Consider the following 23,509-nt stretch of genomic DNA (forward strand, 5'->3'; position numbering starts at 1 on the left):
CGTATGTCTTCTACGTTCGGTGCTGCTCAGGTGCTGGTCGCCTCCAACCGGGGGCCGGTCTCGTACGAGGTGGGTGAGGACGGTTCGCTGCGGGCCAGGCGGGGCGGCGGCGGACTCGTCTCGGGGCTGTCGGCGATCGGGCCGGACGCGGGGGCGCTGTGGGTGTGCTCGGCGCTGTCCGACGGCGACCGCGAGGCCGTGCGGCGCGGGGTCGGCGAGGACGGCGTGCGGATGCTGGACGTGCCCGCGGACGTGCACGCGGACGCGTACAACGGGATCGCCAACTCGGTGCTGTGGTTCGTGCACCACATGCTCTACCAGACGCCGCTGGAGCCGGTCTTCGACGCGGGGTTCCGCCGGCAGTGGGCGTCGTACGAGGCCTACAACCGCGCGTTCGCCGAGGCGCTGGCCGAGGAGGCGGCGCGGGGGGCCGCCGTGGTCGTGCAGGACTACCACCTGACGCTGGTCCCCGGCATGCTCCGCGAACTCCGCCCGGACCTGCGCATCGGTCACTTCTCGCACACGCCCTGGGCGCCGCCGGAGTACTTCCGGATGCTGCCCGACGACATCGCGGAACAGGTGCTGCGCGGGATGCTGGGCGCCGACCGGCTCGGCTTCCTCACCCACCGCTGGGCGGATGCGTTCACCGCGTGCTGCGAGCGGTACACCGGCGGGCTCGGGGAGACCCGGATCGGGGTGCACGGCCTCGGGGCCGACGCCGACTTCCTGCGCGCCCGGTCCCACGAGGCGGACGTCGAGGAGCGGATCGCCGCGCTGCGGGAGGAGATCGGCACGGCTCCCGACGGCGGGGCGCGCCGCACGGTCGTCCGGGTCGACCGCACCGAGCTGTCGAAGAACATCGTGCGCGGTCTGCTGGCGTACCGGCAGCTCCTCGAGGACCGCCCCGAGTGGCGCGAACGCGTCGTGCACGTCGCCTTCGCCTACCCCTCCCGGCAGGACCTCGCCGTGTACCGCGACTACACCGCCGAGGTGCGGCGGGTGGCGGAGGAGATCAACGAGCGGTACGGGACGCCGGACTGGCGGCCGGTCGTGCTGCACGTCAAGGACGACTTCGCGCGCTCGCTGGCCGCCTACCGGCTGGCGGACGTGGCCCTGGTCAACCCGATCCGCGACGGCATGAACCTGGTGGCCAAGGAGGTGCCGGTCGTCTCCGACGCGGGCTGCGCCCTGGTCCTGTCGCGGGAGGCCGGTGCCCACGAGGAACTGGGCGAGGACGCGATCACGGTCAACCCCTACGACGTCTCCGGCACCGCCCGCGCCCTCCACGAGGCCCTGTCCATGCGCCCGGCGGAGCGCACCGAGCGGAGCAAGCGCCTGGCCGCGGCGGCGACCGCGCTCCCGCCGGCCCGGTGGTTCCTGGACCAGCTGAACGCGCTGCGGGACGGCGTCCCCGGCTGACCGGTGGGCGGGTGTGGCCGATCACGCACGCGTGCGACCCCGCGGGCGTGGATAGGTTGGCGGTATGGGCAGTCATACGGATTCCACGGACCCTCGGGACAAGGGCGCGCGCGGCGGGGGCGCCGGTGATCTGCCGGCGCCGGGATCGCCGGCCGGGCGGGAAGGGCTGGACGCGCTGCTCGCGCGGCCGGCGAAGGCGCTGATCGCGCTCGACTTCGACGGGACGCTCGCGCCGATCGTGGCCGATCCCGAGCAGGCCCGCGCGCACCCCGGCGCGGTGGCCGCGCTCGCCGCGCTCGCGCCGAAGGTGGCCTCGGTCGCGGTCGTCACCGGCCGGCCGGCCGCGGTGGCGGTGCGGCTCGGCGGTTTCGCCGGCGTGGCCGGACTGGAGCACCTGGTCGTCCTCGGCCACTACGGCGCCGAGCGCTGGGACGCCGTCACCGGCACGGTCACCGCGCCCGCCCCGCACCCGGGCGTCGCCGCCGCCCGCGCGGAGCTGCCGGGGCTGCTCGACCGGGCCGGCGCCCGGCGGGGCACCTGGGTCGAGGACAAGGGCCGGGCGGTGGCCGTGCACACCCGCAGGGCCGAGGACCCGCAGGCCGCCTGGGAGGCGCTGCGCGAGCCGGTGACCGGCCTCGCCACCCGGCACGGCCTGATCGTCGAGCCCGGCCGCCTGGTCCTGGAGCTGCGGCCGCCCGGCATGGACAAGGGCGTCGCCCTGACGGAGTACGCCCGGGACATCGGCGCGCAGACGGTCCTCTACGCCGGTGACGACCTGGGCGACCTGCCCGCCTACACCGCGGTCGACGAGCTGCGCGCCACCGGGACGCCGGGGCTCCTGGTGTGCAGCGGCAGCGACGAGGTCACGGAGGTGCGGGACCGCGCCGACGTGGTGACCGACGGACCCGGGGGGGTCGTGCGGCTGCTCCGGGCGCTGGCGGACCGGATCGGCTGACGGCGCCCTCAGCGCTCCGCGCGGCGGGCGTCCCGTACGCGGCGCAGGCGGTTGACCGTCACCGGGTCGTGCGCGAGGGCGCGCGGGTCGTCGAGGAGGGCGTTGAGGAGCTGGTAGTAGCGCACCGGCGCCAGGCCCAGTTCCTCGCGGATCGTCCGTTCCTTGACGCCGGGGCCGGCGAAGCCGCGGCGTTCCAGCGCGAGGATGTCCCGCTCGCGCCGGGCCAGCCCGCCGGCCTCGTGCTCCGCCTCGCCCTCGCCCCGCTGGTCCATGTCCCGCAGGCTACTCCGTGCTCTCCGCGCGCGTCGCCGTCGCCTGGAGTGCGCCGAGGACGCCCTCGGGGCTGCCGTTCGGGCCGACCGCCTTGCCGATCTGCTTCTTGACGGCCGCGTTGACCGCCGCCCAGGAGGTCTTGCCGACCGGGTAGAGCTCGGAGGTGGGCAGCTGGTCGAGGAAGGGCTTGAGGGCCCGGCCCTCCTCGGACGCGGCCATCGCGCGGGACGCGGAGTTGGTGACCGGCAGCAGGTCGTACCGGCGGGAGAAGCCGAGCACGCTCTCCTCGCTGTAGACGAGGTCGAGGAAGTCGCCGACCTGGTCGCGGTGGCCGTTCTCGCTGAAGGCCGTCATCCAGTCGGCGACGCCGAGCGTGGACGGGCTCTCGCCGTCGGCACCCGGCGTCGGCACCATGCCGAACTCCACGCCCTTCTGCTCGGCCATCCCCATCAACGAGGGGTGCCCGTTGAGCATGCCGACGTCACCGGCCGCGAACGCGGCGAACGCGTCGGCCCGGTTGAGCTCGCCGGGCGCGACGGGACCGGTGAGGCTCTTGCCGACCAGCTCGTCCTTCAGCCAGGTGAAGGTCTGGACGTTCTGCACGGAGTCGATGCTGTAGGTGCCCGTCAGGTCCGTGTAGCCGCCCTCGCCGCCGAGCAGCCACTGCATGGTCTCGGCCTGCGCCTCCTCCGGGCCGAGCGGCAGCGCGTACGGGTACTTCACTCCCTCGGCCCTGAGCGCCTCGGCGCCGGCGGCGAGCTCGGCCCAGGTCTTCGGCGGGGTGATGCCGGCCTCGGCGAACAGCTTCTTGTTGTAGAACAGCACGCGCGTGGAGGAGGCGAACGGCATGCCGTACTGCACGCTGTTGACCTCGCCCGCGGCGGAGAGCTGCGGGAGGAAGTCCGCCTGGACGGGGATGGAGAGCAGGTCGCCGGCCTGGTAGAGCTTCCCCTCGGCCGCGTAGTCGGCGTACGCGCCGATCTGCGCCATGTCCGGCGGGTCGCCCGCGTCGACCATCTCCCTGACCTTGCGGTCGACGTCGCTCCAGGAGTAGACGCTGACCTCGACCTTCACGTCCGGGTGCTCGGCCTCGTAGCGATCGACCAGCTCGGCCCAGTACTTCTCGGAGCTGTTGGCCGCGCTGTCGCCGTACTCGGCGGCGACCAGCCTCAGGGTCACGTCCGACGATCCGCCGTCGGCACCGCATCCGCCGAGGACGCCCGTCAGCCCCAGTACGGACACCACCGCGATCGTTCTTGTCCTGAGCCGCCGCTGCACGTGCCTTGCCCCTGCCCCGGCGCTCCCGCGCCATCCGAAATGTTTTCGATAATCGGATTAAGGTCTACACCACGCGAGTGGACTAGACCTCTTGAGGGTGCCCGGGCCACACTGTCCCCTGTGAGACACGTCATCGCCCTCGATGTGGGCGGCACCGGGATGAAGGCCGCCCTGGTCGGAGCGGACGGCGAGCTGCTGCACCGCGCCCGCCGGGCCACCGGCCGCGAACGCGGCCCGGACGCGCTGGTCGCGGACATCCTCGACTTCGCGGCCGAACTGCGTGCCCACGGCATCCGCCGGCACGGCGAGCCCGCGTCCGCCGCCGGCCTCGCCGTCCCCGGCATCGTCGACGAGGCGCGGGGCACCGCCGTCTACGCGGCCAACCTCGGCTGGCGCGACGTCCCGCTGCGCGCCCTGCTCGCCGAGCGGCTCGGCGGCATCCCCGTCGCCCTCGGCCACGACGTGCGCACCGGCGGGCTCGCCGAGGGGCGCATCGGCGCGGGCCGGGGCGTCGACCGCTTCCTGTTCGTGGCGCTGGGCACCGGCATCGCGGGCGCCATCGGCATCGACGGCCGGGTCGAGGCGGGCGCGCACGGCTTCGCGGGTGAGATCGGCCACGTCGTCGTACGCCCCGGGGGCGCCCCCTGCCCGTGCGGTCGGCGCGGCTGTCTGGAGCGGTTCGCGTCCGCCGCGGCGGTGAGCGAGGCGTGGGCGGCGGCCTGCGGCGACCCCGGCGCGGACGCGGCCGACTGCGCCGGGGCCGTCGAGTCGGGGGACGTCCGCGCCCGGGAGGTGTGGCAGGACGCGGTGGACGCGCTGGCCGACGGGCTGGTCACCGCGCTCACCCTGCTGGACCCCCGCACGCTGATCATCGGCGGCGGGCTCGCCGAGGCGGGGGACACGCTGTTCGCACCGCTGCGGGAGGCCGTCCGGCGGCGGATCACCTTCCAGAAGCCGCCGTCCCTGGTCCCCGCGGCCCTCGGGGACACCGCCGGCTGCCTGGGCGCGGGCCTCCTCGCCCGGGACCTGCTCGCCACCGCCGGCCCCTCGGCCTCCCCGGTCCTCCCGGATCCCCCGGCCTCCCCAGCTCCCCCGGCCCCCTCGGCCCCCTCAGACCCCTCGGAGGTAACCACCTGATGGCCCCCACCAAGGTTCTCGCCGGTGCCCGGGTGGTCCTGCCCACCGGGACCGTGGACGACGGCCGTGTGATCGTCGACGGCACCCGGATCGCGGACACCACCCCCGGACAGGCCGACGTCGTCGACGTGAGCGGCCACTGGGTGGTCCCCGGCTTCGTCGACATCCACAACCACGGCGGCGGCGGCGGCTCCTTCGCCGGCGGCACCGCCGAGGACGTCCTCCAGGGCGTCCGCACCCACCGCCGGCACGGCACCACCACGCTCGTCGCCTCCGCCGTCACCGGCGACCTGGACTTCCTCGCCCGGCACGCCGGGATGCTGGCGGAACTGGCCCAGCAGGGCGAGATCGCCGGCATCCACTTCGAGGGGCCGTTCATCTCCCCGTGCCGCAAGGGCGCGCACAACGAGGACCTGCTGCGCGACCCCGACCCGGCCGAGGTCCGCAAGCTGATCGACGCCGCGCACGGCCACGCGCGGATGATGACGCTGGCCACCGAACTGCCCGGCGGCCTGGACTCCGTACGGCTGCTGGCCGAGCACGGCGTGATCGCGGCCGTCGGGCACACGGACGCCACGTACGAGCAGACGCTCCTGGCCATCGACGCGGGCGCCACCGTCGCCACCCACCTCTTCAACGCGATGCCGCCGCTCGGCCACCGCGCCCCCGGCCCGATCACCGCCCTGCTGGAGGACGAGCGGGTCACCGTCGAGCTGATCAACGACGGTACGCATCTGCACCCGGCCGCCCTCCGGCTCGCGTTCCACCACGCGGGCGCCGCCCGGGTCGCCTTCATCACCGACGCGATGGACGCCGCGGGCTTCGGCGACGGCCGCTACATGCTGGGCCCGATGGAGGTCGAGGTCGCGGACGGCGTGGCCCGGCTGGTGGAGGGCGGCTCGATCGCCGGCTCCACGCTCACCCTGGACCGCGCCTTCAAGCGGGCGGTGACGGTCGACGGGCTGCCCGTCGAGGACGTCGTCGCCGCGATCTCCACCAACCCGGCGCGGCTGCTCGGCCTGGACGGCCGGATCGGCTCGCTGGAACCCGGCAAGGACGCCGACCTGGTCGTCCTGGACGCCGCCTTCGACCTGGTGGGCGTGATGCGCCGGGGAGAATGGGTGGTTGATCCCCAACTGGGTTGATTTCTCCAGCACTCGGCGGACGGCGGCCGGTCCGGGGGGTGGGCCGGCCGCCGTCCGTTTGGCATGATCGTGACCCCGGCACACACGGCGAGCGCAGGCAAGAGGGGGAGGTCGGCCCGGTGATCCTCACGGTCACGCTGAACACCGCTCTCGACATCACCCATCGCGTACCGTCCCTGCGGCCGGGGAGCTCCCACCGGGTCACCGAGGTCGCGGAACGCCCCGGCGGCAAGGGCGTCAACGCGGCCCGCGTGCTCGCCGCCCTCGGCCACGAGGTGACGGTCACCGGCTTCGCCGGCGGCACGACGGGCCGGATCCTGCGGGAGCGGCTCACCGAGGTCCCGGGCCTGGTGGACGCACTGGTCCCGGTGGCCGGCACGACCCGGCGCACCGTCACGGTGCTCGACGAGCGGTCCGGGGGCACCACCCGGCTCGACGAGCCCGGCCCCACCGTCGACCACGCCGAGTGGTCCGCCTTCCAGGAGGTCTACGAGGATCTGCTGACCTCCGCCTCGGCGGTGGCCCTGTGCGGCAGCCTGCCGCCGGGGGTCCCGGTGGGCGCCTACGCGGGACTGGTCCGCACCGCCCGCGCGGCCGGGGTTCCGGTCCTCCTGGACACCAGCGGGGCGGCACTGCGCCGGGGGGTGGCCAGCCGCCCCGACATCCTCAAGCCGAACGCCGGGGAACTGGCCGAACTCACCGGTTTCCACGAGCCGTTGCGCGCCGCCCAGGACGCCCGCCGGCGCGGCGCCCGCACGGTGGTCGCCTCCCTGGGCGCGGAGGGCCTCCTGGCGCTGGGCCCCGAGGGCCACTGGCACGCGGCCCCTCCGTCCCGGCTGGACGGCAACCCGACCGGCGCCGGCGACTCGGCCGTCGCCGGCCTGCTCTCCGCCCTGGTGGAACACCGCCCCTGGCCCGACCGCCTCGCCCGGGCGACGGCCCTGTCGGCGGCCACGGTCCTGTCCCCGACGGCCGGCGACTTCGACCGGGGAAGTTACAAGGAACTGCTTGGGCGCGTTGCAGTCCAAGCGATGTGAACAAGATTGCATATCCCGCCACTCGATGGCACTTTTCAGCCATCACTCTCGGGCAGAGACGACTAGGACGCTTGCCGCCGGAACTGCGCTGCATCAGCGCTGCGAATCCGGCGTAGGGCAGGTCAGTCCTTGACCCGGCCCTGCTTCAGCCACAGCTGGTCCAGCAGGACGTTGCACTTGTCGCCGTCGGCACAGGAGACCGAGATGGTGTTGGTGCCCTTGTTGAGAGTCGGCCAGGCGAAGGTCTTGGTCCAGCCCTTGGAGAAGTCGCCGTCCTTGGCGCCGGCCCAGTTGTCCATGTTCAGCTTGGTGCCGAAGGGCTTGCCGTTGACGGTGAGCGTCATCGACTGGGGGTCGTCGGTCGTGCTGTAGCGCACGAAGACGGTGTAGGCGCCGTCCTTCGGGATGCCGTTGACGGTCCAGGTGACCGTGGAACCCGGCTGGTTGAGGTTGGTCACATAGATGCCGCCGTCGGACTGCGCGCCCTCGACGTCCGAGGCGAGAGCGGCACCGCCGTCGAGACGGAGCGCCTTCGCGTCGATGGTCGGCAGCTCGACCTCGTCCTCCGCGCTCTTACTCCCCGACGGGCTCGGCTCGGTGTCGTTCTGGCCCTGGGTCGGAGTGGAGTCGGCCTGGCTGCCGCCGCCGTCCTCGTCGTCGCCGCTGACCATGGCCACGCCGATGCCGATGACGACCGCGGCGAGCACGGCGATCGCGCCGACGAGGAGGCCCCTGGTGTTCGGGCCGCGGCCCCGGCTGCCGCCCCGCCCGCCGCGCCCGCCGTGCCCCGGCTGCGGGGACTGGGTGGTGGTGGCGCCGGGCAGCGTCTCCGGGGCGGCGTAGTGGGCGCTCGGCTGGCCGTAGGCGCCCTGCGGCGGTGCCTGCGCGGCGAAGGTCTGCTGGCCGTACTGACGGGTCCCGACCGGCCGCACCCGGTTGACCGAGTTCGGGTAGCCGTAACCCCCGGACGGCGGCTGGGCCCCGTTGGCCTGGCCGTCGGCGTAGAGGTAGCCGAACGGGTCGTCGTCCTCGGGCGTGCTCGCTCCGTTGTTGCCGGGCGTCATCCCTTGGTGCTCCTAGCTGCGGATCGGGTGCGGTACGTGGGGTGAGAGGCCGAGCCTACCGGCTTCCGGTGGCCTGAAAGGGTGACGCAGACCGCACCGGCTCGCTGACCTGCGGCTCATCCCGCGCGTCTGTGCTGTTTGGGACGAGATCGTTTCTCGACGTACATCCGCTCGTCGGCGGACTTCAACACTTCGTCCGCCGTCATCCCGCACTGCGCCCAGCCGATGCCGAAGCTGGCCCCGACCCGGACGGCCCGCCCCTCGGCCCGGATCGGCTGGATGATCTCGTTGCGCAGCCGTACGGCGAGGTCCTGGGCGTCGGCCCGGCCGAGCCCGTCGGCGAGGATCACGAACTCGTCGCCGCCGAGCCGGGCGACGGTGTCGCCGTCCCGTACGCCGTTGCCGAGCCGGCGGGCGACCTCGATGAGGACCGCGTCACCCGCGTTGTGCCCGAACCGGTCGTTGATGGACTTGAAGCCGTCGAGGTCGCAGAAGAGCACCGCGAGCCCCTTGGTGCCGTCGTCGAAGTCCGAGACGGGCGCGACGGTGTGCTCGTGGTGGTCGTAGCCGTCGTACCCGTCGCTGCCCGGCGGGAAGTCGAAGTCGTGCCCCCGGTCGAAGGCGGGCGGGCCGTAGGCGGCGTCGTGGGAGTCGAAGGACTCGTAGGGGGCCATGGAGTCGACGGCGGCGGGCAGCCCGCTGTGCGGCGGCTGCCGGCACAGCCGGGCGGACAGCCGCGCCCGCAGCTCGGCGGAGTTCGGCAGTCCGGTGAGCGAGTCGTGGGAGGCGCGGTGGGCGAGCTGGAGCTCGCGGCGCTTGCGCTCCTCGATGTCCTCGACGTGGGTGAGCAGGAAGCGGGGCCCGTCGGCGGCGTCGGCGACGACGGAGTTGCGCAGGGAGACCCAGACGTAGGTGCCGTCGCGGCGGCCCAGGCGCAGCTCGGCGCGGCCTCCCTCGGCGGAGGTGCGCAGCAGGGTGCCTATGTCCTCGGGGTGGACGAGGTCGGAGAAGGCGTAGCGGCGCATCGCGGAGGCGGGGCGGCCGAGCAGCCGGCACAGGGCGTCGTTGGTGCGCAGGATCCGGCCGTGCTGGTCGCCGCCCATCTCGGCGATGGCCATGCCGGAGGGGGCGTACTCGAAGGCCTGCCGGAAACTCTCCTCGCTGGCCCGCAGCGCCTGCTGCTCGCGCTCGAGACGGACCAGGGCCCGCTGCATGTTGGCGCGCAGCCGGGCGTTGCTGATCGCGATGGCGGCCTGGAAGGCGTACATCTGGAGCGCCTCACGGCCCCAGGCGCCGGGCCTCCGGCCGTTGCGCGGGCGGTCCACGGAGAGCACGCCGACCAGTTCGCCGGAGTTGCCGCCGCCCTGCGGGCCGGGGGCGTACATGGGGGCGAAGAGGCGGTCGGCGGGGTGCCACTCGTCCTCGAAGCGGGGGGCGGGCCCGTCGGTGTGCCACTGCGGGACGTCGTCGTCGTCGAGGACCCAGCCCTCGGAGTGCGGTATGAAGATCAGGTCGCCCCAGCGTTGGCCCATGGTCAGGCGGCGGTCCCAGGAGTCGCGGGAGCCGACCCGGCCGGTGATGAGGGCCTCGGCGGCGGCGTTCCCGGCCAGGGCGGCGGCCACCAGATCGCCGTCGGGGCGTACGAGGTTGACGCACGCCAGCTCGTACCCGAGGGCGTCCACGACGCCGTCGGCGACCGTCTGCAACGTGTCCGCCAGGCTGCGGGCCGTGTTCATGTCGGCCATGGCCTGGTGCAGTTTGCGCAGCGACGCAAGACGGACGTAGGGCTCCGACTCGGTCTCCATCCTCGCCCTCCCCCCGAGACCTCGCAGCGAATCAAGGGTTCTCTTCGGCGTATCGTCCCAGCAGCTTCCCGCCACTGAATCACAGCGCGCTGCCCACTCGGTACACAGGGTCAACAATTCCCGTCTCCTGTGACTCAAGTCACAGCCGAACGTGAACAATTGCGGGATCTTTCCGCACTTCTCCCGCGCGTTTACCGAACGCATTTTTTGTGACGGTTGTGCAGGACCCGCGCCCGGCTCGGGCCCGGGTCCTAGGACCCGGATCGGGCCGGGGGCCGATGCGGGACCCGTGAAGCGGAGATTAGCGTTTCCGGCGTGCCGAACACTCCCGCCACCCCCTCCGCGATCACCTCGGCGTCCACCGCCCGGCATGCTGAGGGGGTGAGCAACGACGAGTTCCGAGCCGCCATGTCCCGTCTGGCCGCGGGCGTGGTCCTGGTGACCGCGCAGGAGCCGCCACTGGACCCGGACGACCCGGGGGCGCCGGCCGGCGAGGACGTCGGCATGACGGCGACCGCGTTCCTGTCGGTCTCCCTGGACCCGCCGCTGGTGCTGGTCAGCCTGCGCAACGGCTCCCGCATGGACGAACTGCTCGAGGAACAGCCGCTGTGGGCGGTGTCCGTGCTGGCCGGGAGCCAGCGGCAGATCGCGGGCCGCTTCGCGATGAAGGGCCGCGTCAGCGACCGGCTGCTGTTCGCGGACGTCCCGTACCGGCGCGGCGAGCACAGCGGGGCCCCGCTGGTGGGCGGCGCCCTGGCGACCCTGGAGTGCCGGACCGAGCAGCGGGTGCCGGCCGGGGACCACACGCTGGTGATCGGCCGCGTCCTGACGGCCCGGGTACCGAGCGCCGAGGACGGTCCGCTGACGTATTTCCGGGGCCGTTACCGGCAGTTGGGCTGAACGAGGCGCGGACTTTGCCCTTCCGCGGCCCGAAATCCCTTTTACGAGGCGGTAATTCCGCGCCTAGGGTGCCCCGGTGACAACGACTACGGCACTCCGCCTCGAAGAGATCACCCCGAAGAACCTCGACGCCGCCCTCGGTATACGCGTCCGTCCCGACCAGGAATTCGCGGTCGCCCCGGTCGTGAAGTCGCTCGCCGAGGCCTACGTCCGTCCCGGCACCGCCTGGCCCCGCCTGATCGTGGACGGCGACCGCGCCGTCGGCTTCCTGATGGCCTTCCTGGACATCGACTGGCCCCGGGACGGCGGCAGCGTCGTCCGCTCCGGCCTGTGGCGGCTGAACATCTCGGCCGAGGAGCAGGGCAAGGGGTACGGCCGGTTCGCCGTGCGGTCGGTGGCCGAGGAGCTCCGCCGCCGCGGCACGACCGAGTTCTACGTCACCTGGGAGCCGGGCGACAACGGCCCCGAGGGCTTCTACCTGGGTCTGGGCTTCCGCAAGAACGGGGAGGTCTCCGGGAGCGAGACGGTGGGCGTGCTGGACCTGGGCTGAGCGCGCGGGGCGGCGCGTCCCGCTCACCCCCAGTCCCGCGCGGAGCGCCCCCGTTTCCTCTCGGAGCGCTGCTTCTTCTCCCGCAGCCGGCGCTCGTTGATGCCGCGCGGGACACGGGTCGGCCTGCGGGGCCTGGGCGGGGGCGCGGTGGCCTCAGCGAGCAGCGCGGCGAGGCGCACGGCGGCGGTCTCGCGGTTGCGCCACTGCGAGCGGTGCTCGGAGGCGCGCACGGTGACCACCCCGCCGGACAGCCGCCCGGCCAGCCGCTCGAGCGCCCGCTGCTTCCACACCTCGGGCAGCGCCTCGGTGCGGGCCAGGTCGAAGCGCAGCTCCACCTGGGAGTCGCTGGTGTTCACGTGCTGCCCGCCCGGCCCGGACGACCGCGAGAAACGCCACATGAGCTCGGCCTCGGGCAGCGAGACGGAGCCGCGGATGACATGGGGACCGGACATGCCGTACAGGTTCCCGCCTCTGACCGGTCCACGTCATCCGAATATTCCGGGCCGCGCGATCCCGGAACACGCGCTCCGGACCGCCCGATCACGCATCCGGGTAAAGAAAGCAAAGGGACCAGGAACCTCGCGCACCCCCATCCGCGTTCAAGGTGGTAGCTGTAGCTTCTAGCCGTACGTAAACGAAGGAAGGGACTCCCAACAATGGCTGTAAGCCTGTCCAAGGGTGGCAACGTCTCGCTCACCAAGGAGGCTCCGGGCCTGACCGCCGTCACCGTGGGCCTCGGCTGGGACGTCCGCACCACCACCGGCACGGACTTCGACCTCGACGCCTCGGCGATCGCGGTCAACACGCAGGGCAAGGTCTACTCGGACGCCCACTTCGTGTTCTTCAACAACAAGCAGACCCCGGACAACACCATCGTCCACACCGGTGACAACCGCACCGGTGAGGGCGCCGGCGACGACGAGGCGATCAACGTCAACCTCGCCGCCCTCCCGGCCGACATCGACAAGATCGTGTTCCCGGTGTCGATCTACGACGCCGAGAACCGCAGCCAGAACTTCGGCCAGGTGCGCAACGCCTACATCCGCATCGTCAACCAGGCCGGCGGCGCCGAGATCACCCGTTACGACCTGTCGGAGGACGCGGCCACCGAGACCGCCATGGTCTTCGGCGAGCTGTACCGCAACGGCGCGGAGTGGAAGTTCCGCGCGGTCGGCCAGGGCTACGCCTCGGGCCTGGTGGGCATCGCCCAGGACTTCGGTGTGAACGTCTGACGGACACCCGTCCTCCGCGTCCGGAGCCCCCGGCCCGCCGGCAGAGAGCCGGACGGGCCGGGGGCTCCGGCGCGCACCGGCCCGGCTCAGGGCCGCTGCGGCCTTCCCTCCCCGTACAGCCAGTCCGCCCAGAGGGCGCCGAAGTCCTCGTCCGGCGCCGACCTCTCCACGTAGGCCGTGAAGTCGCCGGTTCCGGCGTTGCCGTGGCGGTGTTCGCGCGCCCAGCCCCGCAGCAGGGCCCGGAAGGCGCCGTCGCCGACCGTCTGCCGGATCCGGTGCAGGACCATCGCGCCGCGCCAGTAGACGGGCGTGGCGGAGATGTGCGCCGCGTCCGGCGGCTCGGCCGGTGGGAAGGACCAGAGCGCCTCGTTGGTCTCCGCGTCCGGGAAGTACCGGCCGGCGTACAGCGCGTCGAAGGTCCGCTGCGCGGTGGGGCCGCCGTGCTCCTCCTGCCAGAGCAGCCCCGCGTACGTCGCGAAGCCCTCGTTGAGCCACATGTCCCGCCAGGTCCTGGGGGTGACGGAGTTGCCGTACCACTGGTGGGCGATCTCGTGGACGAGCAGCCCGATGCCGGGGGCGCCGGGGAAGACGGGACGGTTCTGGGTCTCCAGGGCGTATCCGGCGTCCCCGGGCCGCTCGACGATCGCGCCCGCCGAGGAGAAGGGGTACGGGCCGAAGGTCCGCTCCGCCCACGCCAGCACCTCGGGGAGCCGTGCCAGGACCTCGCGGCTCGCCGCCGCCTGCTGGGGGTCGACGGCCGTGTGGACGGGCAGCCCGCCGGCGGTCGTGGTGCGGCGGATCTCGTAGCGGCCGATGGCGAGGGTGGCGAGGTAGCTCGCCATCGGATCGCCGACGCGCCAGCGGTGGGTCGTGCGGTCCCCCTTCGTCCGCGCGCCGGCCGGCTCCCCGTTGGACACCGCGCGCAGCCCCTTCGGCACGGTCACCGCGAGGGTGTACGTCGCCTTGTCGGAGGGGTGGTGGTTGCCCGGGAACCACGCCATCGACCCCGTGGGCTGCCCCAGCGCCAGCGCCCCGTCGGCGGTGCGCAGCCAGCCCTCCCTCGAACCGTCCGGATCGGTGACGGTCACCGGGCCGCCGGAGTAGCGGACGGCGACGCGGAAGCGGGTGTCCGAGGCGAGTCCGCCGCGCGGGCGGACGGTCAGCTCCTGCCCGGCGCGGCTCCAGCGGGCGCTCGCTCCGTCGACGGTGACCCGCTCGACGTCCAGGCCCTCGAGGTCGAGGTTGAGCGCGGACAGGTCCCGGGTCGCCCGGGCGGTGACCGTCGCGGTGCCGGCGAGCCGGTGGGCGCCGGGGTCGTAGGCGAGGTCGAGAGCGTAGTGGGTGACGTCGTACCCCTCGTTGCCGGCCCCGGGGAAGTACGGGTCCCCCGCGCCGGACCCACCGGGCGGGACACCGGAGGCGTCCCCGCACCCGGTCACCGCCGCCGTCAGCAGCACGGCGACGGTCAGGGACCGGAGGCGGCGGGGCCGGCACGGGCGCACCCCACGATCCTATGGGGGCGCGCGCCGGCCCGCCCGCCACCGGCGCCGGGCCCGCCGGGGTGGCGCGGCGTGACACCATCACACCCGTGCTCGACATCGGCTACGCCCTCTCCAACCGGTTTCCCGACCCGCCGCAGACCGACTACCGCCACGCGGACGTCCACGCCCTGCGGCACGACCTGTTCTGCGGTGACGTCTATCTCGCCGACACCGAGTCGGACCGGGAGCTGTCCACGGCCTGGGGCTGGGTGCCGGTGCTCGACTTCGCCTGGGCGTTGTGCGACATCGTGGAGCGGATCGACCGGGACCCGGCGGGTTCCCGCGCCTCCCGGCCCCAGCGGGCGGAACTGGACTTCACCGAGTCCACCGACCGCCTGCTGTTCGAGCGCCGCTTCGGATGGGTGGACATCGAGGCGGAGTGGCTCCCGGCGGCCGAGCCCCCGCTGACCTTCTCCCACGCCGAACTCCGCCGCGAGGCCCGCGACTTCCTGCACGACCTCCTCGCCGACCTGACCGACCTGCACGAGGACCTCGCCGAGAACCCGGCGATCTGGACCCTCCAGGCCCGTCATCCCCGCCTGAAGCAGCCCCGGAGCCCCCGCCCCTTCACCCCTCCACCCTGATTCCCAGCTCACCCGCCAGCACCGGGGCCAGGTCCAGCAGCTGGGACGTGCTGATCACCGCGCCCGACAGCCGGTCCACGCCCCGCGCGATCTCCAGGCAAGCGGCGCCCCGCAGATCCACGTCCGTGAGGGTGGCCCCGGTGAGGTCCGCGCCCTTCAGCGCGCAGCCCGCGAACTCCACCCGCTCCAGCCGCGCCCCGCCGAAGTCCGGCTCGACCAGCACACAGCCCTCGAAGACGACGTCCTTGAGCCGGGCCGCGCGCAGGTTCAGGAAGTCGATCTTCCCGCCGCGGATCAGCACCCGCTCCAGCACCGCCCCGTGCAGCTGCGTCCCGCCCAGGCGCGCGTCGGTCAGCTCGACGTCGCGCAGGGTCGCCTCGGCCAGGTCCGTGCCCACCCCCCGCACCCCGGCCAGGGCGGAGTCCAGCACCCGGGCCCGGGACAGCCGCGTCCCGTCCAGCGCGCACCCCGTCAGCGCGCAGTCCATGAAACGCGCCCCGCCGCCGTCCTGCCCGGCGAGGTCCGCCTCCCGGAACTCCAGCCCGTCGTAGTCCCCGTCCGGCTCCAGCCCGCCCCCCTGGTACCGCTCCAGCGCGGGCAGCCGCAGCCCGGGGCGCCGTGCCTCCTTCACTCCCGGACCGCCCACCGCTCTCCTCGCCATGCCCCCATGCTGCCCCCCGCCACTGACAATCCACCTGACCTGCGAAAACCTCCGCTCGTGTCACATACCGGCGCGCCCGGTCCGTCCTCCCCCCGGACAGCCGGCACCGGAACCGGCCGGACGGCGACCCGACCGAAGGAGACCCCAGCCATGCACCGCATCACCGTCATCGGCGGCGGCTTCGCCGGACTCACCGCGGCCATCACCGCGGCGGAGGCAGGCGCCGAGGTCACCGTGCACGAGGCCCACCACACCCTGGGCGGCCGCGCCCGCACCGCCGAGGGCCCGTACCGGACGAACGACGGACCGCACGCCCTCTACAACGGCGGCCCGCACTGGACCTGGCTCCGCCGGCGCGGCCTCGTCGGACCGCTCGCCCCGATCCCGCCCCTGGAGGCGGCCCGGCTGCGGCTGCGCCACCGGGGCGCGCTGCGCCGCACCCCGCCCCTGGCCATGCTGAAACTGCTGCGCCGCGGCGGTGCCGCGGCACCCGTCGACACCGACTTCCTCACCTGGGCCACCGGGATCGCCGGCGAGGCGGGCGCGCGGGCCGCCGCCCACTACGCCGCGGTCGCGCTCTTCCACCACGACCCGGGCTCCCTGTCCGCCGCGTTCGTGTACGAACGCCTGCGGCGCGCCACCAAGCTGCCCCCCGAGGCGACCTACCCGCGCGGCGGCTGGGGCAGGCTGATCGACCGGATGGCCGCCCGCGCCTGGAACCTGGGCGTGCGGATGGAGACGCTGTCCCGCGTCGAGGCGGTGCCCACCGGCGGTCCGGTCGTCGTCGCCACCTCGCTCGACGCCGCCCGCCGCCTCCTCGGCGACCCCTCGCTGACCTGGCCCAGCGGCCGTACCGTCCTGGTCGACCTGGCCGTACGCACCCGGCGCGGCGACGCGTTCGCGGTGTCCGACCTGGACGCGCCGGGCTGGCTGGAGCGGTTCACCGCCCAGGACCGCACCCTCGCCCCGGCCGGGGAGCAGCTGATCCAGGGACAGATCCCCATCGCCCCGCACGAGTCCAGGGCGGACGGCGCCGCCCGCGCGGAGGAACTGCTGGACCTGGCCTTCGAGGGCTGGCGGGACCGGGTCACCTGGCGGCGTGACGCGCTCGCGAACGGCCGTACCGGCGCCGTGGACCTGCCCGGCACCAGCTGGCGCGACCGGCCCGCCGTCGACCGCGGCGACGGCGTCTACCTCGCCGGGGACCAGGTCGCCGCGCCGGGCGTGCTCTCGGAGGTCTCCTTCAACAGCGCCCTGACGGCCGTATCCCTCGCCCTCGGCCGGCACGAGGTCGGTCTCGAGCACGCCTGAGGCCCAGGAGCGGGAGCGGTGACGGGCGACCCGGCCCGGCCGCACGGCCACGGGGGAACTGCCCCGCACGCCATCCGCTTCCCGCTCGCCGAGGCCGGCGCAGCGCACCGGGCCCTGCGGAACCGGGGCACGACCGGCAAGGTCGTCCCGGAGCCGCGGGGCGGTCCCGGAATTCACCTGACCGGGCCGCCGTACGCCGCTACCGTGCGGGAGGTGATCGACATCCCCGAGGAACTCGCCGCCTCCCAGGAGAAGTTCAACAAGGAGGCGGGCCGGGCGTTCATCGCCGCCCTGCCGGACCTGACAGCGGACTTCCTGCACCGCTGGGACCTGCGCGTCACCGGCGCGCCCATGCACGGCGTGAGCGCCCTGGTCCTCCCCGTCGACCGCGCGGACGGCACACCGGCGGTGCTCAAACTCCAGATCCGCGACCACGAGAGCGAGGGCGAACCGGTCGCCCTGCGCCTGTGGAACGGCGACGGGGCGGTCCGCCTGCTCGACCACGACGAGCCCACCGGCACCATGCTCCTGGAACGCCTCGACGCCTCCCGGATGCTCGCGCACCGGCCCGACGTCCACGAGGGCGTCCTGGTGATCGCCCGCCTGCTCGCCCACCTCCACACCACTCCCGCGCCCGAGGGCATGCGCCACCTCCGCGACATCGCCGCCGCCATGCTGGAACGGACGCCCCGGGCCCTGCGGCGCGTCCCGGACCCGGCGGTCCGCCGCCTGATCGCCGACTGCGCCGCCGCCGTGCGGGAGGTCGCGGACCGGCCCGGCGACCGCCTGCTCCACTGGGACCTGCACGACGAGAACGTCCTCGCCGCCGACCGCGCTCCCTGGCTCGCCATCGACCCCAAGCCGCTGGCCGGCGACCCCGGGTTCGACCTGTGGCCCGCCCTGGCCAACAACTTCGACGCCGACGACATCGGCTGGCGCCTCGACGCCATGACCGACGTCCTGGGCCTGGACCGCGCGCGGGCGCGCGCGTGGACGTACGGGCGGGTGCTGCAGAACTGCCTGTGGGAGATCGAGGACGGCCGTCCGCCGGACGACCAGGACCTGGAGATCGCCCGCCGCCTGCGCGGCCGTACGACATGAAGGACCCGGGCCGGAGGACGTTCCGGCCCGGGACGAGGTGGAGCCCCCTGTCGGATTCGAACCGACGACCTACGCATTACAAGTGCGTTGCTCTGGCCAGCTGAGCTAAGGAGGCACCGCGCGGCGCGCGCGAAGGCTGGTCCACTGTACACAGTGCGGCTTTCGCCGGGCCACGCGTTTCGGGGAGTGCTCCCCCGCCCGCTCCGCGCGGTCCCGTCAGCCCCTCGGTGCCCGAGCCCTCGACGGCCTGGAACGAGCAGCGGACGCTCCCGTCGGCTTCGAGGCGTCCCCGCTCCTCCAGTACGAAGGTGCCGGCCCGGCCGCTGACCGGCTCCGTTCCGGCGAAGGCGCCGGTCGTCCCGGTCGGGTGGGCGATCGCGTGGCCGCAGGTGGTGGCCCCGGCCTCGGTACCGCCCGGCTGCGGCTCTCGCCGCGCGGCCGGAAGCTGCCGCCGATCCGGTTCGGGGCGGCGGGGGCAGGGGCGCTCGCGGACGCCGGGCCGCCCGACGGGGAGGGCTGGGTGGAGGTGGGACTCGCCGTCGGGTCGGAGCCGGTGGCGACGGGCGGCCTGCTCCGGCTGGGCGTCGAGGCGGAGGTGCTGGGCCCGGCGGCCCTGCGGCAGGCGGTCGCGACGGCGGCGACGGTACTGGCCGGCCGGTACGCGCGCGGGCGTCGAGCCCTGCGCGCACGGGTGTTGGACCCTGCGCGCACGGGTGTTGGACCCTGCGCGCACGGGTGTTGGACCCTGCGCGGGCGGGCGTCGCGCCGTACGCGGGCGGGCGTCGCGCCACGCGCGCCGGCGGCGCGGACCTCGCCGGAAACCGGGCGGTAACCCCCGGGAGCGAAAGTTCCCGTGAAATTCACGGCCCGCGAAGTACTGACAGACCAGGTGAACGCCAGGTACGGTCCTGAGCCAGTTCACCCACGTGGACCACACCACCACGGAAACACCCGTCGTGGCACCGCCTTCCTACTCGGATCGTCCGGCACGTTCCTGCCGGTAGAAGGGGACCATTCACCATGGCCACTGTCACGTTCGACAAGGCGACCCGGGTCTACCCCGGCTCCACCAAGCCCGCCGTCGACGCCCTGGACATCGAGATCGCGGACGGCGAATTCCTCGTCCTCGTCGGCCCGTCCGGCTGCGGCAAGTCCACCTCGCTCCGCATGCTCGCGGGGCTCGAGGACGTCAACGGCGGCGCCATCCGCATCGGCGACCGCGACGTCACCCACCTGCCGCCCAAGGACCGGGACATCGCCATGGTGTTCCAGAACTACGCGCTCTACCCGCACATGACGGTCGCCGACAACATGGGCTTCGCGCTCAAGATCGCCGGCGTCAACAAGGCGGAGATCCGGCAGAAGGTCGAGGAGGCCGCGAAGATCCTCGACCTCACCGAGTACCTGGACCGCAAGCCGAAGGCGCTCTCCGGTGGTCAGCGCCAGCGTGTCGCCATGGGCCGCGCCATCGTGCGTGAGCCGCAGGTGTTCCTCATGGACGAGCCGCTGTCCAACCTGGACGCCAAGCTCCGTGTGTCGACCCGTACGCAGATCGCGTCGCTCCAGCGCCGTCTGGGCATCACCACCGTCTACGTCACCCACGACCAGGTCGAGGCCCTCACCATGGGCGACCGGGTCGCGGTCCTCAAGGACGGTCTGCTCCAGCAGGTCGACACCCCGCGCAACATGTACGACAAGCCCGCGAACCTCTTCGTCGCCGGCTTCATCGGCTCCCCGGCCATGAACCTGGTCGAGGTCCCGATCGCCGACGGCGGCGTGAAGTTCGGCAACTCGGTGGTGCCGGTGCAGCGCGACGCGCTGGCCTCCGCCACCGACAAGACGGTCACCGTCGGTATCCGCCCGGAGCACTTCGACGTGGCCGGCGCCGGCTCCGACCAGGGCCTCGCGGTCACCGTCAACGTCGTCGAGGAGCTGGGCTCCGACGCGTTCGTCTACGGCACCGCCCAGCTCGACGGCGAGTCCAAGGACCTCGTGGTCCGCGTCGGCGGCCGTGACGTCCCGGAGAAGGGCAGCCAGCTGCACGTCGTGCCGCGCGGGGGCGAGACCCACGTGTTCTCGACGTCGACCGGTGCGCGCCTGTCCGACTGACACCGTTCTCCGGAGGGGCCCCGCAGACTGCTGCGGGGCCCCTCCGCGTGGTCGAAATACCCTGGCACACCGGTCATTTCGAGCACGTGCGTCAACATGCCGATATGGGATCGAGGGCTCCTTGTCCCTCGTACCGGTGACGGAATGTTTCACTGCCGCTACCGGGCGCTACCCTCACTCGCGTGAAGCACTCCACTAACCCTCAGACGCGACGCGGCCGGGGCCCCGCCCGCCGGATCGGCCGCTCCCTCGCCCTCGTCCTGCCCGTCGTCCTGGTGCTCTCCGGGACCCTCGCGGTCGCAGGGGTCAACTGGTCGGGGACCCCCTCGAGCCCCGTGCTCACGGCGGCGGACACCGCGGCCTCCGGCGCCTCGTCGCGGGCCGGCACCCGCGCGCCGCACGAGGTGCTGCGCGACACGCTGCTGGTCGAACTGCAGGAGGAGAACCCGGGCGTGGCGCTCACCCACCTCCAGCAGGCCGTGAACGACCGCCCGTCGCTGGCGAAGCACTGCGCGTCCATCGCCCGCTCCCTCGGCAGGGCCGCGGTCCGCGTGTACGGCCCCACCAAGGCCCAGTCCTACGCCCGTCCGGTCTGCGACACCTCCTTCGCCTCCGGCGTCGTCACCGCCGAGCGCTGACCCGGGCCGCGGGCGCCGCCGGACACCGGCCACCGGCTGCTCCGCGCACCACCCCGCACCGACCACCCGGGCCACGGACACCGCCGAGCGACGAACCCCCCGCGGCCCGCGCACCGTTCCCGGGCCCCGTCCGCCGGCGGCGGACGGGCGCCGGCCTCCGCGCCGCCGTCGTTCCCGCGGCGCCGCGTACAGTTCGGGCATGACCGATCCGCGTGCCGAGTCCCGCCCCGTACAAGCCGTGGTCCTGGCCGGTGGCCAGGGCTCCCGGCTTCGTCCGTACACCGACGACCGGCCCAAGCCGATGGTCGAGATCCCCGGCACGGGAACCCCGATCATCGGCCATCAGCTCTCCTGGCTCGCCGAGGAGGGCGTGACGGACGTGGTGGTCTCCTGCGGCCACCTCGCCGAGGTGCTGCAGCAGTGGCTGGAGACCGCCGACCTGCCCCTCTCCGTCACCACCGTCGTCGAGACGGAACCCCTCGGCCGCGGTGGCGGCCTGAAGTACGCCGCCGCGCGCCTTCCGCACCCGGACCGGCCCTGGTACGCCACCAACGGCGACATCTGGACCCGTTTCTCGCTCCGGGACATGGCGGACTTCCACACCGAGCGGGACGCCGTCGCGACCCTCGCCCTGGCCCGCCCGCGCATCCCGTGGGGCGCGGTGCGCACGGACGGCTTCGGGCACATCACCGACTTCATCGAGGCCCCGCCGTCGACCTTCGAGATCAACGCGGGTGTGTACGTCTTCTCCCCCGGGTTCGCCGGCCTGCTGCCCGAGCGCGGCGACCACGAACGCACCACGTTCCCGCATCTCGCCCGTGAGCGGCGCCTGGCCGGCTTCCCGATCCCCCAGGGTTCCTACTGGCGGGCGATCGACACCGCGAAGGACCTGACGGAGGCCGCGAAGGAACTGGCCGGGCAGGGCCGCTGACACGAGGTCGCCCGTGTACGGCAGTGGGGTCCCGCACGTCGTCCGTGCGGGACCCCACTGCCGTACGCGGGCGGTTCCCGCCCTGTCCCAGGAGACCGCCCCGTCCCAGGAGACCGCCCTATCCCAGGAGACCGCCCACCAGGCCGGACTCCGCGGAGGAGCCGCCGCCGTCCCCGCTCGGGGTGCCGCCGGAGGCACCGCCGCCCGAGGTCGGGCCGGAGCTGGTGCTCGGCGCCCCGCCCGGGGAGGACTGCTGGGGCGGGACCTGGCCGGCGCTGCCCTGGGTCTGGCTGGGGGCGCCCGTGACGGCACCGGCGCCCTGGGTCGCCCCGGGGACGGTGGTCTCGGCGGACGGGCTCGCCGGACCCGAGGAGGCGTCCTCGGTGGGCGGGGTGGAGGCTGACGGGCTCTCCTCGTCCCGGCCGCGCTCGCCGGGCTCCTCCGGCAGCGGGGAGCCCGGGAGTTCGTTGCGCGGGGCCTCGCCGGGGCCCGGGACGACCACCCGGTCGGCGTCGCGGACGGCGCCGCCGAGCAGCGAGCCGACGAGCAGGGTGAGCCCGCAGACCAGAGCGGTCACCAGGGCGCCGCGACGCAGGACGTACCGGCGCAGGTCCCACAGGTCGGCGCGGGGGCCCAGCCGGCGCCAGGCACCGCCCGCGAGGCGGCCGTCGACGGAGTAGACGGGAGCGCCCGCGATGACCAGCGGCGACCAGGCGGCGAGGTAGATGATGTCGGGCGCGTCGTAGGCGGGGACGCTCTTCCAGCTGACGGTGACCAGCAGCGCAGCCGAGAGCGTCACGCCGACGGCGGCGGCCACCCGCTGCCAGCAGCCGAGGACGGTCAGGACCCCGACGACGACCTGGGCGAAGGCGATGGCCAGCCCGGAGCCGATCGGGTGCTCGAGGGCGAACTGCCGCAGCGGCTCGGCGACTTCCCACGGGTGCAGGGTGTGCAGCCACTTGACCATGGAGCCGCGCTCGCCGCCCTCGAAGTAGAGGGGGTCGCACAGCTTGCTCATCCCGGCGTAGACGGAGATGCCGCCGAGGAAGACGCGCAGCGGGAGCAGGACGACGCCGAGGTTGAGCCGGCGGTCGGGGTAGTAGGCGTGCCGGGCCGGGTCGTCGCCGTGCCGCCTGCCGCGCCGGCCGGTGAGCTCGACCCCGTCCTCGGCGACGGCGTCGCAGGGGCCGGTGCTGTCGTGGGCCGGGGCGTAGCCGGGTTCGTCGTAGGCGCTGCCGACCGTGCGCATCGGGGGCAGCAGGGGCCCGTCGCCGTGGCGGCGCTGTGCGCCGACGAACGGGGTCTCGATGGGCTGGGTGGCCGGGTCGTCGTCGTAGCCGTACCCGCCGCCGGCGTGCGGGACGGCCCGGGTGGCCCCGGTGCCGGCGAGCGACTCGTCGGTGTGGCGGAGGCCCCCGTGCCGCACGGCCTGGAGCAGCCGGTGGGCGCCGGTGTCGTCCGGGGCGGACCGGCCGCTCCAGACGACGGGACGGCGGCGGGCGGCGGCCGGTCCCGTCGCCCCCACGGTGGTGACGACGGGAATGCGGGCGGTGTTCTCGGCGGCACTCGCGTGCCGTGCGATCCGCGGCGATGGGGCGCGCCGCGCCGAGACGCCCAGCTGCACGCGGAAGCTGGCGTGATTGACGATGACCTGCGCCGGATCGCTCGGCACCTTCACCATGCTCAGCGCGGGAGCGTCGTCGAGTCCCGACGAGCGGTCCCCCGTGGGTGTGCGGGGTGTTCTGGTGTCCACACTCATCTAACCGAGTGACACGGCGTTAGGACACTGCCCTGACCCGCCGGAAGTGTCCGGACCGCGTCAAGCGGGTCCGGACCGC

The 23,509-nt window shown here is 73.9% G+C and carries 24 protein-coding genes and 1 tRNA gene; 15 read left to right on the forward strand and 10 right to left on the reverse strand.

Annotation, left to right across the window (positions count from 1 at the left end; translation table 11 throughout):
* Nucleotides 1-3: 3 nt before the first annotated feature.
* A complete protein-coding gene (locus ACF07S_RS08645) occupies nucleotides 4-1,419 on the forward strand; it encodes a trehalose-6-phosphate synthase (protein WP_391963809.1) in 1,416 nt (471 codons plus the stop codon).
* Nucleotides 1,420-1,483: 64 nt separating this feature from the next.
* Nucleotides 1,484-2,374: a trehalose-phosphatase gene (otsB, locus tag ACF07S_RS08650; RefSeq protein ID WP_391963810.1), complete on the forward strand. Its 891-nt coding sequence runs from the start codon at nucleotides 1,484-1,486 to the stop codon at nucleotides 2,372-2,374.
* A gap of 8 nt (nucleotides 2,375-2,382) precedes the next feature.
* Here the strand turns inward: otsB and ACF07S_RS08655 are convergent, their stop codons facing one another.
* Both ACF07S_RS08655 and ACF07S_RS08660 read right to left on the reverse strand, forming a co-directional pair.
* Nucleotides 2,383-2,646: a DUF3263 domain-containing protein gene (locus ACF07S_RS08655; protein WP_391963811.1), complete on the reverse strand. Its 264-nt coding sequence runs from the start codon at nucleotides 2,644-2,646 to the stop codon at nucleotides 2,383-2,385.
* 10 nt (nucleotides 2,647-2,656) lie between these two features.
* Nucleotides 2,657-3,889, reverse strand: coding sequence for an extracellular solute-binding protein (locus ACF07S_RS08660; protein WP_391973757.1), 1,233 nt, complete (start codon nucleotides 3,887-3,889; stop codon nucleotides 2,657-2,659).
* A 156-nt stretch (nucleotides 3,890-4,045) separates the two neighbouring features.
* Between ACF07S_RS08660 and ACF07S_RS08665 the strand changes: the two genes are divergently transcribed.
* From ACF07S_RS08665 to ACF07S_RS08675, 3 genes are all read left to right on the forward strand, one after another.
* Nucleotides 4,046-5,062 (forward strand): ROK family protein, encoded by a 1,017-nt coding sequence (locus ACF07S_RS08665; protein WP_391963813.1) that lies wholly within the window; start codon nucleotides 4,046-4,048, stop codon nucleotides 5,060-5,062.
* Nucleotides 5,062-6,207 (forward strand): N-acetylglucosamine-6-phosphate deacetylase, encoded by a 1,146-nt coding sequence (nagA, locus tag ACF07S_RS08670; protein WP_391973758.1) that lies wholly within the window; start codon nucleotides 5,062-5,064, stop codon nucleotides 6,205-6,207. Before ACF07S_RS08665 ends, nagA begins: the two co-directional genes overlap by 1 nt.
* Before the next feature lie 119 nt (nucleotides 6,208-6,326).
* Nucleotides 6,327-7,244 carry a 1-phosphofructokinase family hexose kinase gene (locus ACF07S_RS08675; protein ID WP_391973759.1) on the forward strand — a complete coding sequence of 306 codons (918 nt, stop codon included), beginning with the start codon at nucleotides 6,327-6,329 and terminating at the stop codon, nucleotides 7,242-7,244.
* A 122-nt stretch (nucleotides 7,245-7,366) separates the two neighbouring features.
* Here ACF07S_RS08675 and ACF07S_RS08680 read toward each other — a convergent pair whose 3' ends face one another.
* Together ACF07S_RS08680 and cdgB are read right to left on the reverse strand one after the other, a co-directional pair.
* Nucleotides 7,367-8,308, reverse strand: coding sequence for a carbohydrate-binding protein (locus ACF07S_RS08680; RefSeq protein ID WP_391973760.1), 942 nt, complete (start codon nucleotides 8,306-8,308; stop codon nucleotides 7,367-7,369).
* Nucleotides 8,309-8,424: 116 nt separating this feature from the next.
* Nucleotides 8,425-10,113 (reverse strand): diguanylate cyclase CdgB, encoded by a 1,689-nt coding sequence (gene cdgB / locus ACF07S_RS08685; RefSeq protein ID WP_391963817.1) that lies wholly within the window; start codon nucleotides 10,111-10,113, stop codon nucleotides 8,425-8,427.
* 315 nt (nucleotides 10,114-10,428) lie between these two features.
* On the opposite strand from cdgB, the gene ACF07S_RS08690 reads away from it, so the two are divergent.
* Both ACF07S_RS08690 and ACF07S_RS08695 read left to right on the forward strand, forming a co-directional pair.
* Nucleotides 10,429-11,013 carry a flavin reductase family protein gene (locus ACF07S_RS08690; protein ID WP_391963818.1) on the forward strand — a complete coding sequence of 195 codons (585 nt, stop codon included), beginning with the start codon at nucleotides 10,429-10,431 and terminating at the stop codon, nucleotides 11,011-11,013.
* A 76-nt stretch (nucleotides 11,014-11,089) separates the two neighbouring features.
* Nucleotides 11,090-11,563: a GNAT family N-acetyltransferase gene (locus ACF07S_RS08695; RefSeq protein WP_391963819.1), complete on the forward strand. Its 474-nt coding sequence runs from the start codon at nucleotides 11,090-11,092 to the stop codon at nucleotides 11,561-11,563.
* A 23-nt stretch (nucleotides 11,564-11,586) separates the two neighbouring features.
* On the opposite strand, the gene arfB is transcribed toward ACF07S_RS08695, so the two are convergent.
* The gene (arfB, locus tag ACF07S_RS08700; RefSeq protein WP_391963945.1) at nucleotides 11,587-12,024 is read right to left on the reverse strand and encodes an alternative ribosome rescue aminoacyl-tRNA hydrolase ArfB; all 438 of its coding nucleotides are present in this window, start codon (nucleotides 12,022-12,024) and stop codon (nucleotides 11,587-11,589) included.
* Between the two features lie 195 nt (nucleotides 12,025-12,219).
* On the opposite strand from arfB, the gene ACF07S_RS08705 reads away from it, so the two are divergent.
* Nucleotides 12,220-12,795 (forward strand): TerD family protein, encoded by a 576-nt coding sequence (locus ACF07S_RS08705; protein WP_391963820.1) that lies wholly within the window; start codon nucleotides 12,220-12,222, stop codon nucleotides 12,793-12,795.
* Between the two features lie 86 nt (nucleotides 12,796-12,881).
* Here ACF07S_RS08705 and ACF07S_RS08710 read toward each other — a convergent pair whose 3' ends face one another.
* Entirely contained in the window at nucleotides 12,882-14,297 is a 1,416-nt protein-coding gene (locus tag ACF07S_RS08710; RefSeq protein WP_391973761.1) for a M1 family metallopeptidase, read from the reverse strand.
* A gap of 86 nt (nucleotides 14,298-14,383) precedes the next feature.
* Between ACF07S_RS08710 and ACF07S_RS08715 the strand changes: the two genes are divergently transcribed.
* A complete protein-coding gene (locus tag ACF07S_RS08715; protein ID WP_391963822.1) occupies nucleotides 14,384-14,920 on the forward strand; it encodes a hypothetical protein in 537 nt (178 codons plus the stop codon).
* Here ACF07S_RS08715 and ACF07S_RS08720 read toward each other — a convergent pair.
* Entirely contained in the window at nucleotides 14,904-15,581 is a 678-nt protein-coding gene (locus ACF07S_RS08720; protein WP_391973762.1) for a pentapeptide repeat-containing protein, read from the reverse strand. The two genes, ACF07S_RS08715 and ACF07S_RS08720, sit on opposite strands and share 17 nt — an antisense overlap.
* Nucleotides 15,582-15,731: 150 nt before the next feature.
* Here ACF07S_RS08720 and ACF07S_RS08725 point away from each other — a divergent pair, with 150 nt between their 5' ends.
* Both ACF07S_RS08725 and ACF07S_RS08730 read left to right on the forward strand, forming a co-directional pair.
* Nucleotides 15,732-16,892: an FAD-dependent oxidoreductase gene (locus ACF07S_RS08725; RefSeq protein ID WP_391963824.1), complete on the forward strand. Its 1,161-nt coding sequence runs from the start codon at nucleotides 15,732-15,734 to the stop codon at nucleotides 16,890-16,892.
* Between the two features lie 177 nt (nucleotides 16,893-17,069).
* On the forward strand, nucleotides 17,070-17,993 hold the full coding sequence (locus ACF07S_RS08730) for an aminoglycoside phosphotransferase family protein (RefSeq protein ID WP_391973817.1): 924 nt from the start codon (nucleotides 17,070-17,072) through the stop codon (nucleotides 17,991-17,993).
* A gap of 38 nt (nucleotides 17,994-18,031) precedes the next feature.
* Here ACF07S_RS08730 and ACF07S_RS08735 read toward each other — a convergent pair.
* Nucleotides 18,032-18,108, reverse strand: a tRNA-Thr gene (locus ACF07S_RS08735).
* A complete protein-coding gene (locus tag ACF07S_RS08740) occupies nucleotides 18,070-18,369 on the reverse strand; it encodes a DUF3224 domain-containing protein (protein ID WP_391973818.1) in 300 nt (99 codons plus the stop codon). The genes ACF07S_RS08735 and ACF07S_RS08740 overlap by 39 nt, the downstream gene beginning before the upstream one ends.
* A 3-nt stretch (nucleotides 18,370-18,372) precedes the next feature.
* Between ACF07S_RS08740 and ACF07S_RS08745 the strand changes: the two genes are divergently transcribed.
* From ACF07S_RS08745 to ACF07S_RS08760, 4 genes are all read left to right on the forward strand, one after another.
* Nucleotides 18,373-18,825, forward strand: a complete 453-nt coding sequence (locus ACF07S_RS08745; protein WP_391973763.1) for a WYL domain-containing protein — start codon at nucleotides 18,373-18,375, stop codon at nucleotides 18,823-18,825.
* A 188-nt stretch (nucleotides 18,826-19,013) separates the two neighbouring features.
* Nucleotides 19,014-20,102, forward strand: a complete 1,089-nt coding sequence (locus ACF07S_RS08750) for an ABC transporter ATP-binding protein (protein ID WP_391963826.1) — start codon at nucleotides 19,014-19,016, stop codon at nucleotides 20,100-20,102.
* A 182-nt stretch (nucleotides 20,103-20,284) separates the two neighbouring features.
* Complete coding sequence (locus ACF07S_RS08755) at nucleotides 20,285-20,740, forward strand: hypothetical protein (RefSeq protein ID WP_391963827.1); 456 nt, start codon at nucleotides 20,285-20,287, stop codon at nucleotides 20,738-20,740.
* A gap of 199 nt (nucleotides 20,741-20,939) precedes the next feature.
* Entirely contained in the window at nucleotides 20,940-21,671 is a 732-nt protein-coding gene (locus ACF07S_RS08760) for an NDP-sugar synthase (protein WP_391963828.1), read from the forward strand.
* Nucleotides 21,672-21,789: 118 nt separating this feature from the next.
* Here ACF07S_RS08760 and ACF07S_RS08765 read toward each other — a convergent pair whose 3' ends face one another.
* Nucleotides 21,790-23,430 carry a DoxX family membrane protein gene (locus ACF07S_RS08765; protein ID WP_391973764.1) on the reverse strand — a complete coding sequence of 547 codons (1,641 nt, stop codon included), beginning with the start codon at nucleotides 23,428-23,430 and terminating at the stop codon, nucleotides 21,790-21,792.
* Between the last annotated feature and the right edge of the window lie 79 nt (nucleotides 23,431-23,509).

Origin of the sequence: Streptomyces sp. NPDC016640, from assembly GCF_043076215.1 — a bacterium.
Classification (GTDB): domain Bacteria; phylum Actinomycetota; class Actinomycetes; order Streptomycetales; family Streptomycetaceae; genus Streptomyces.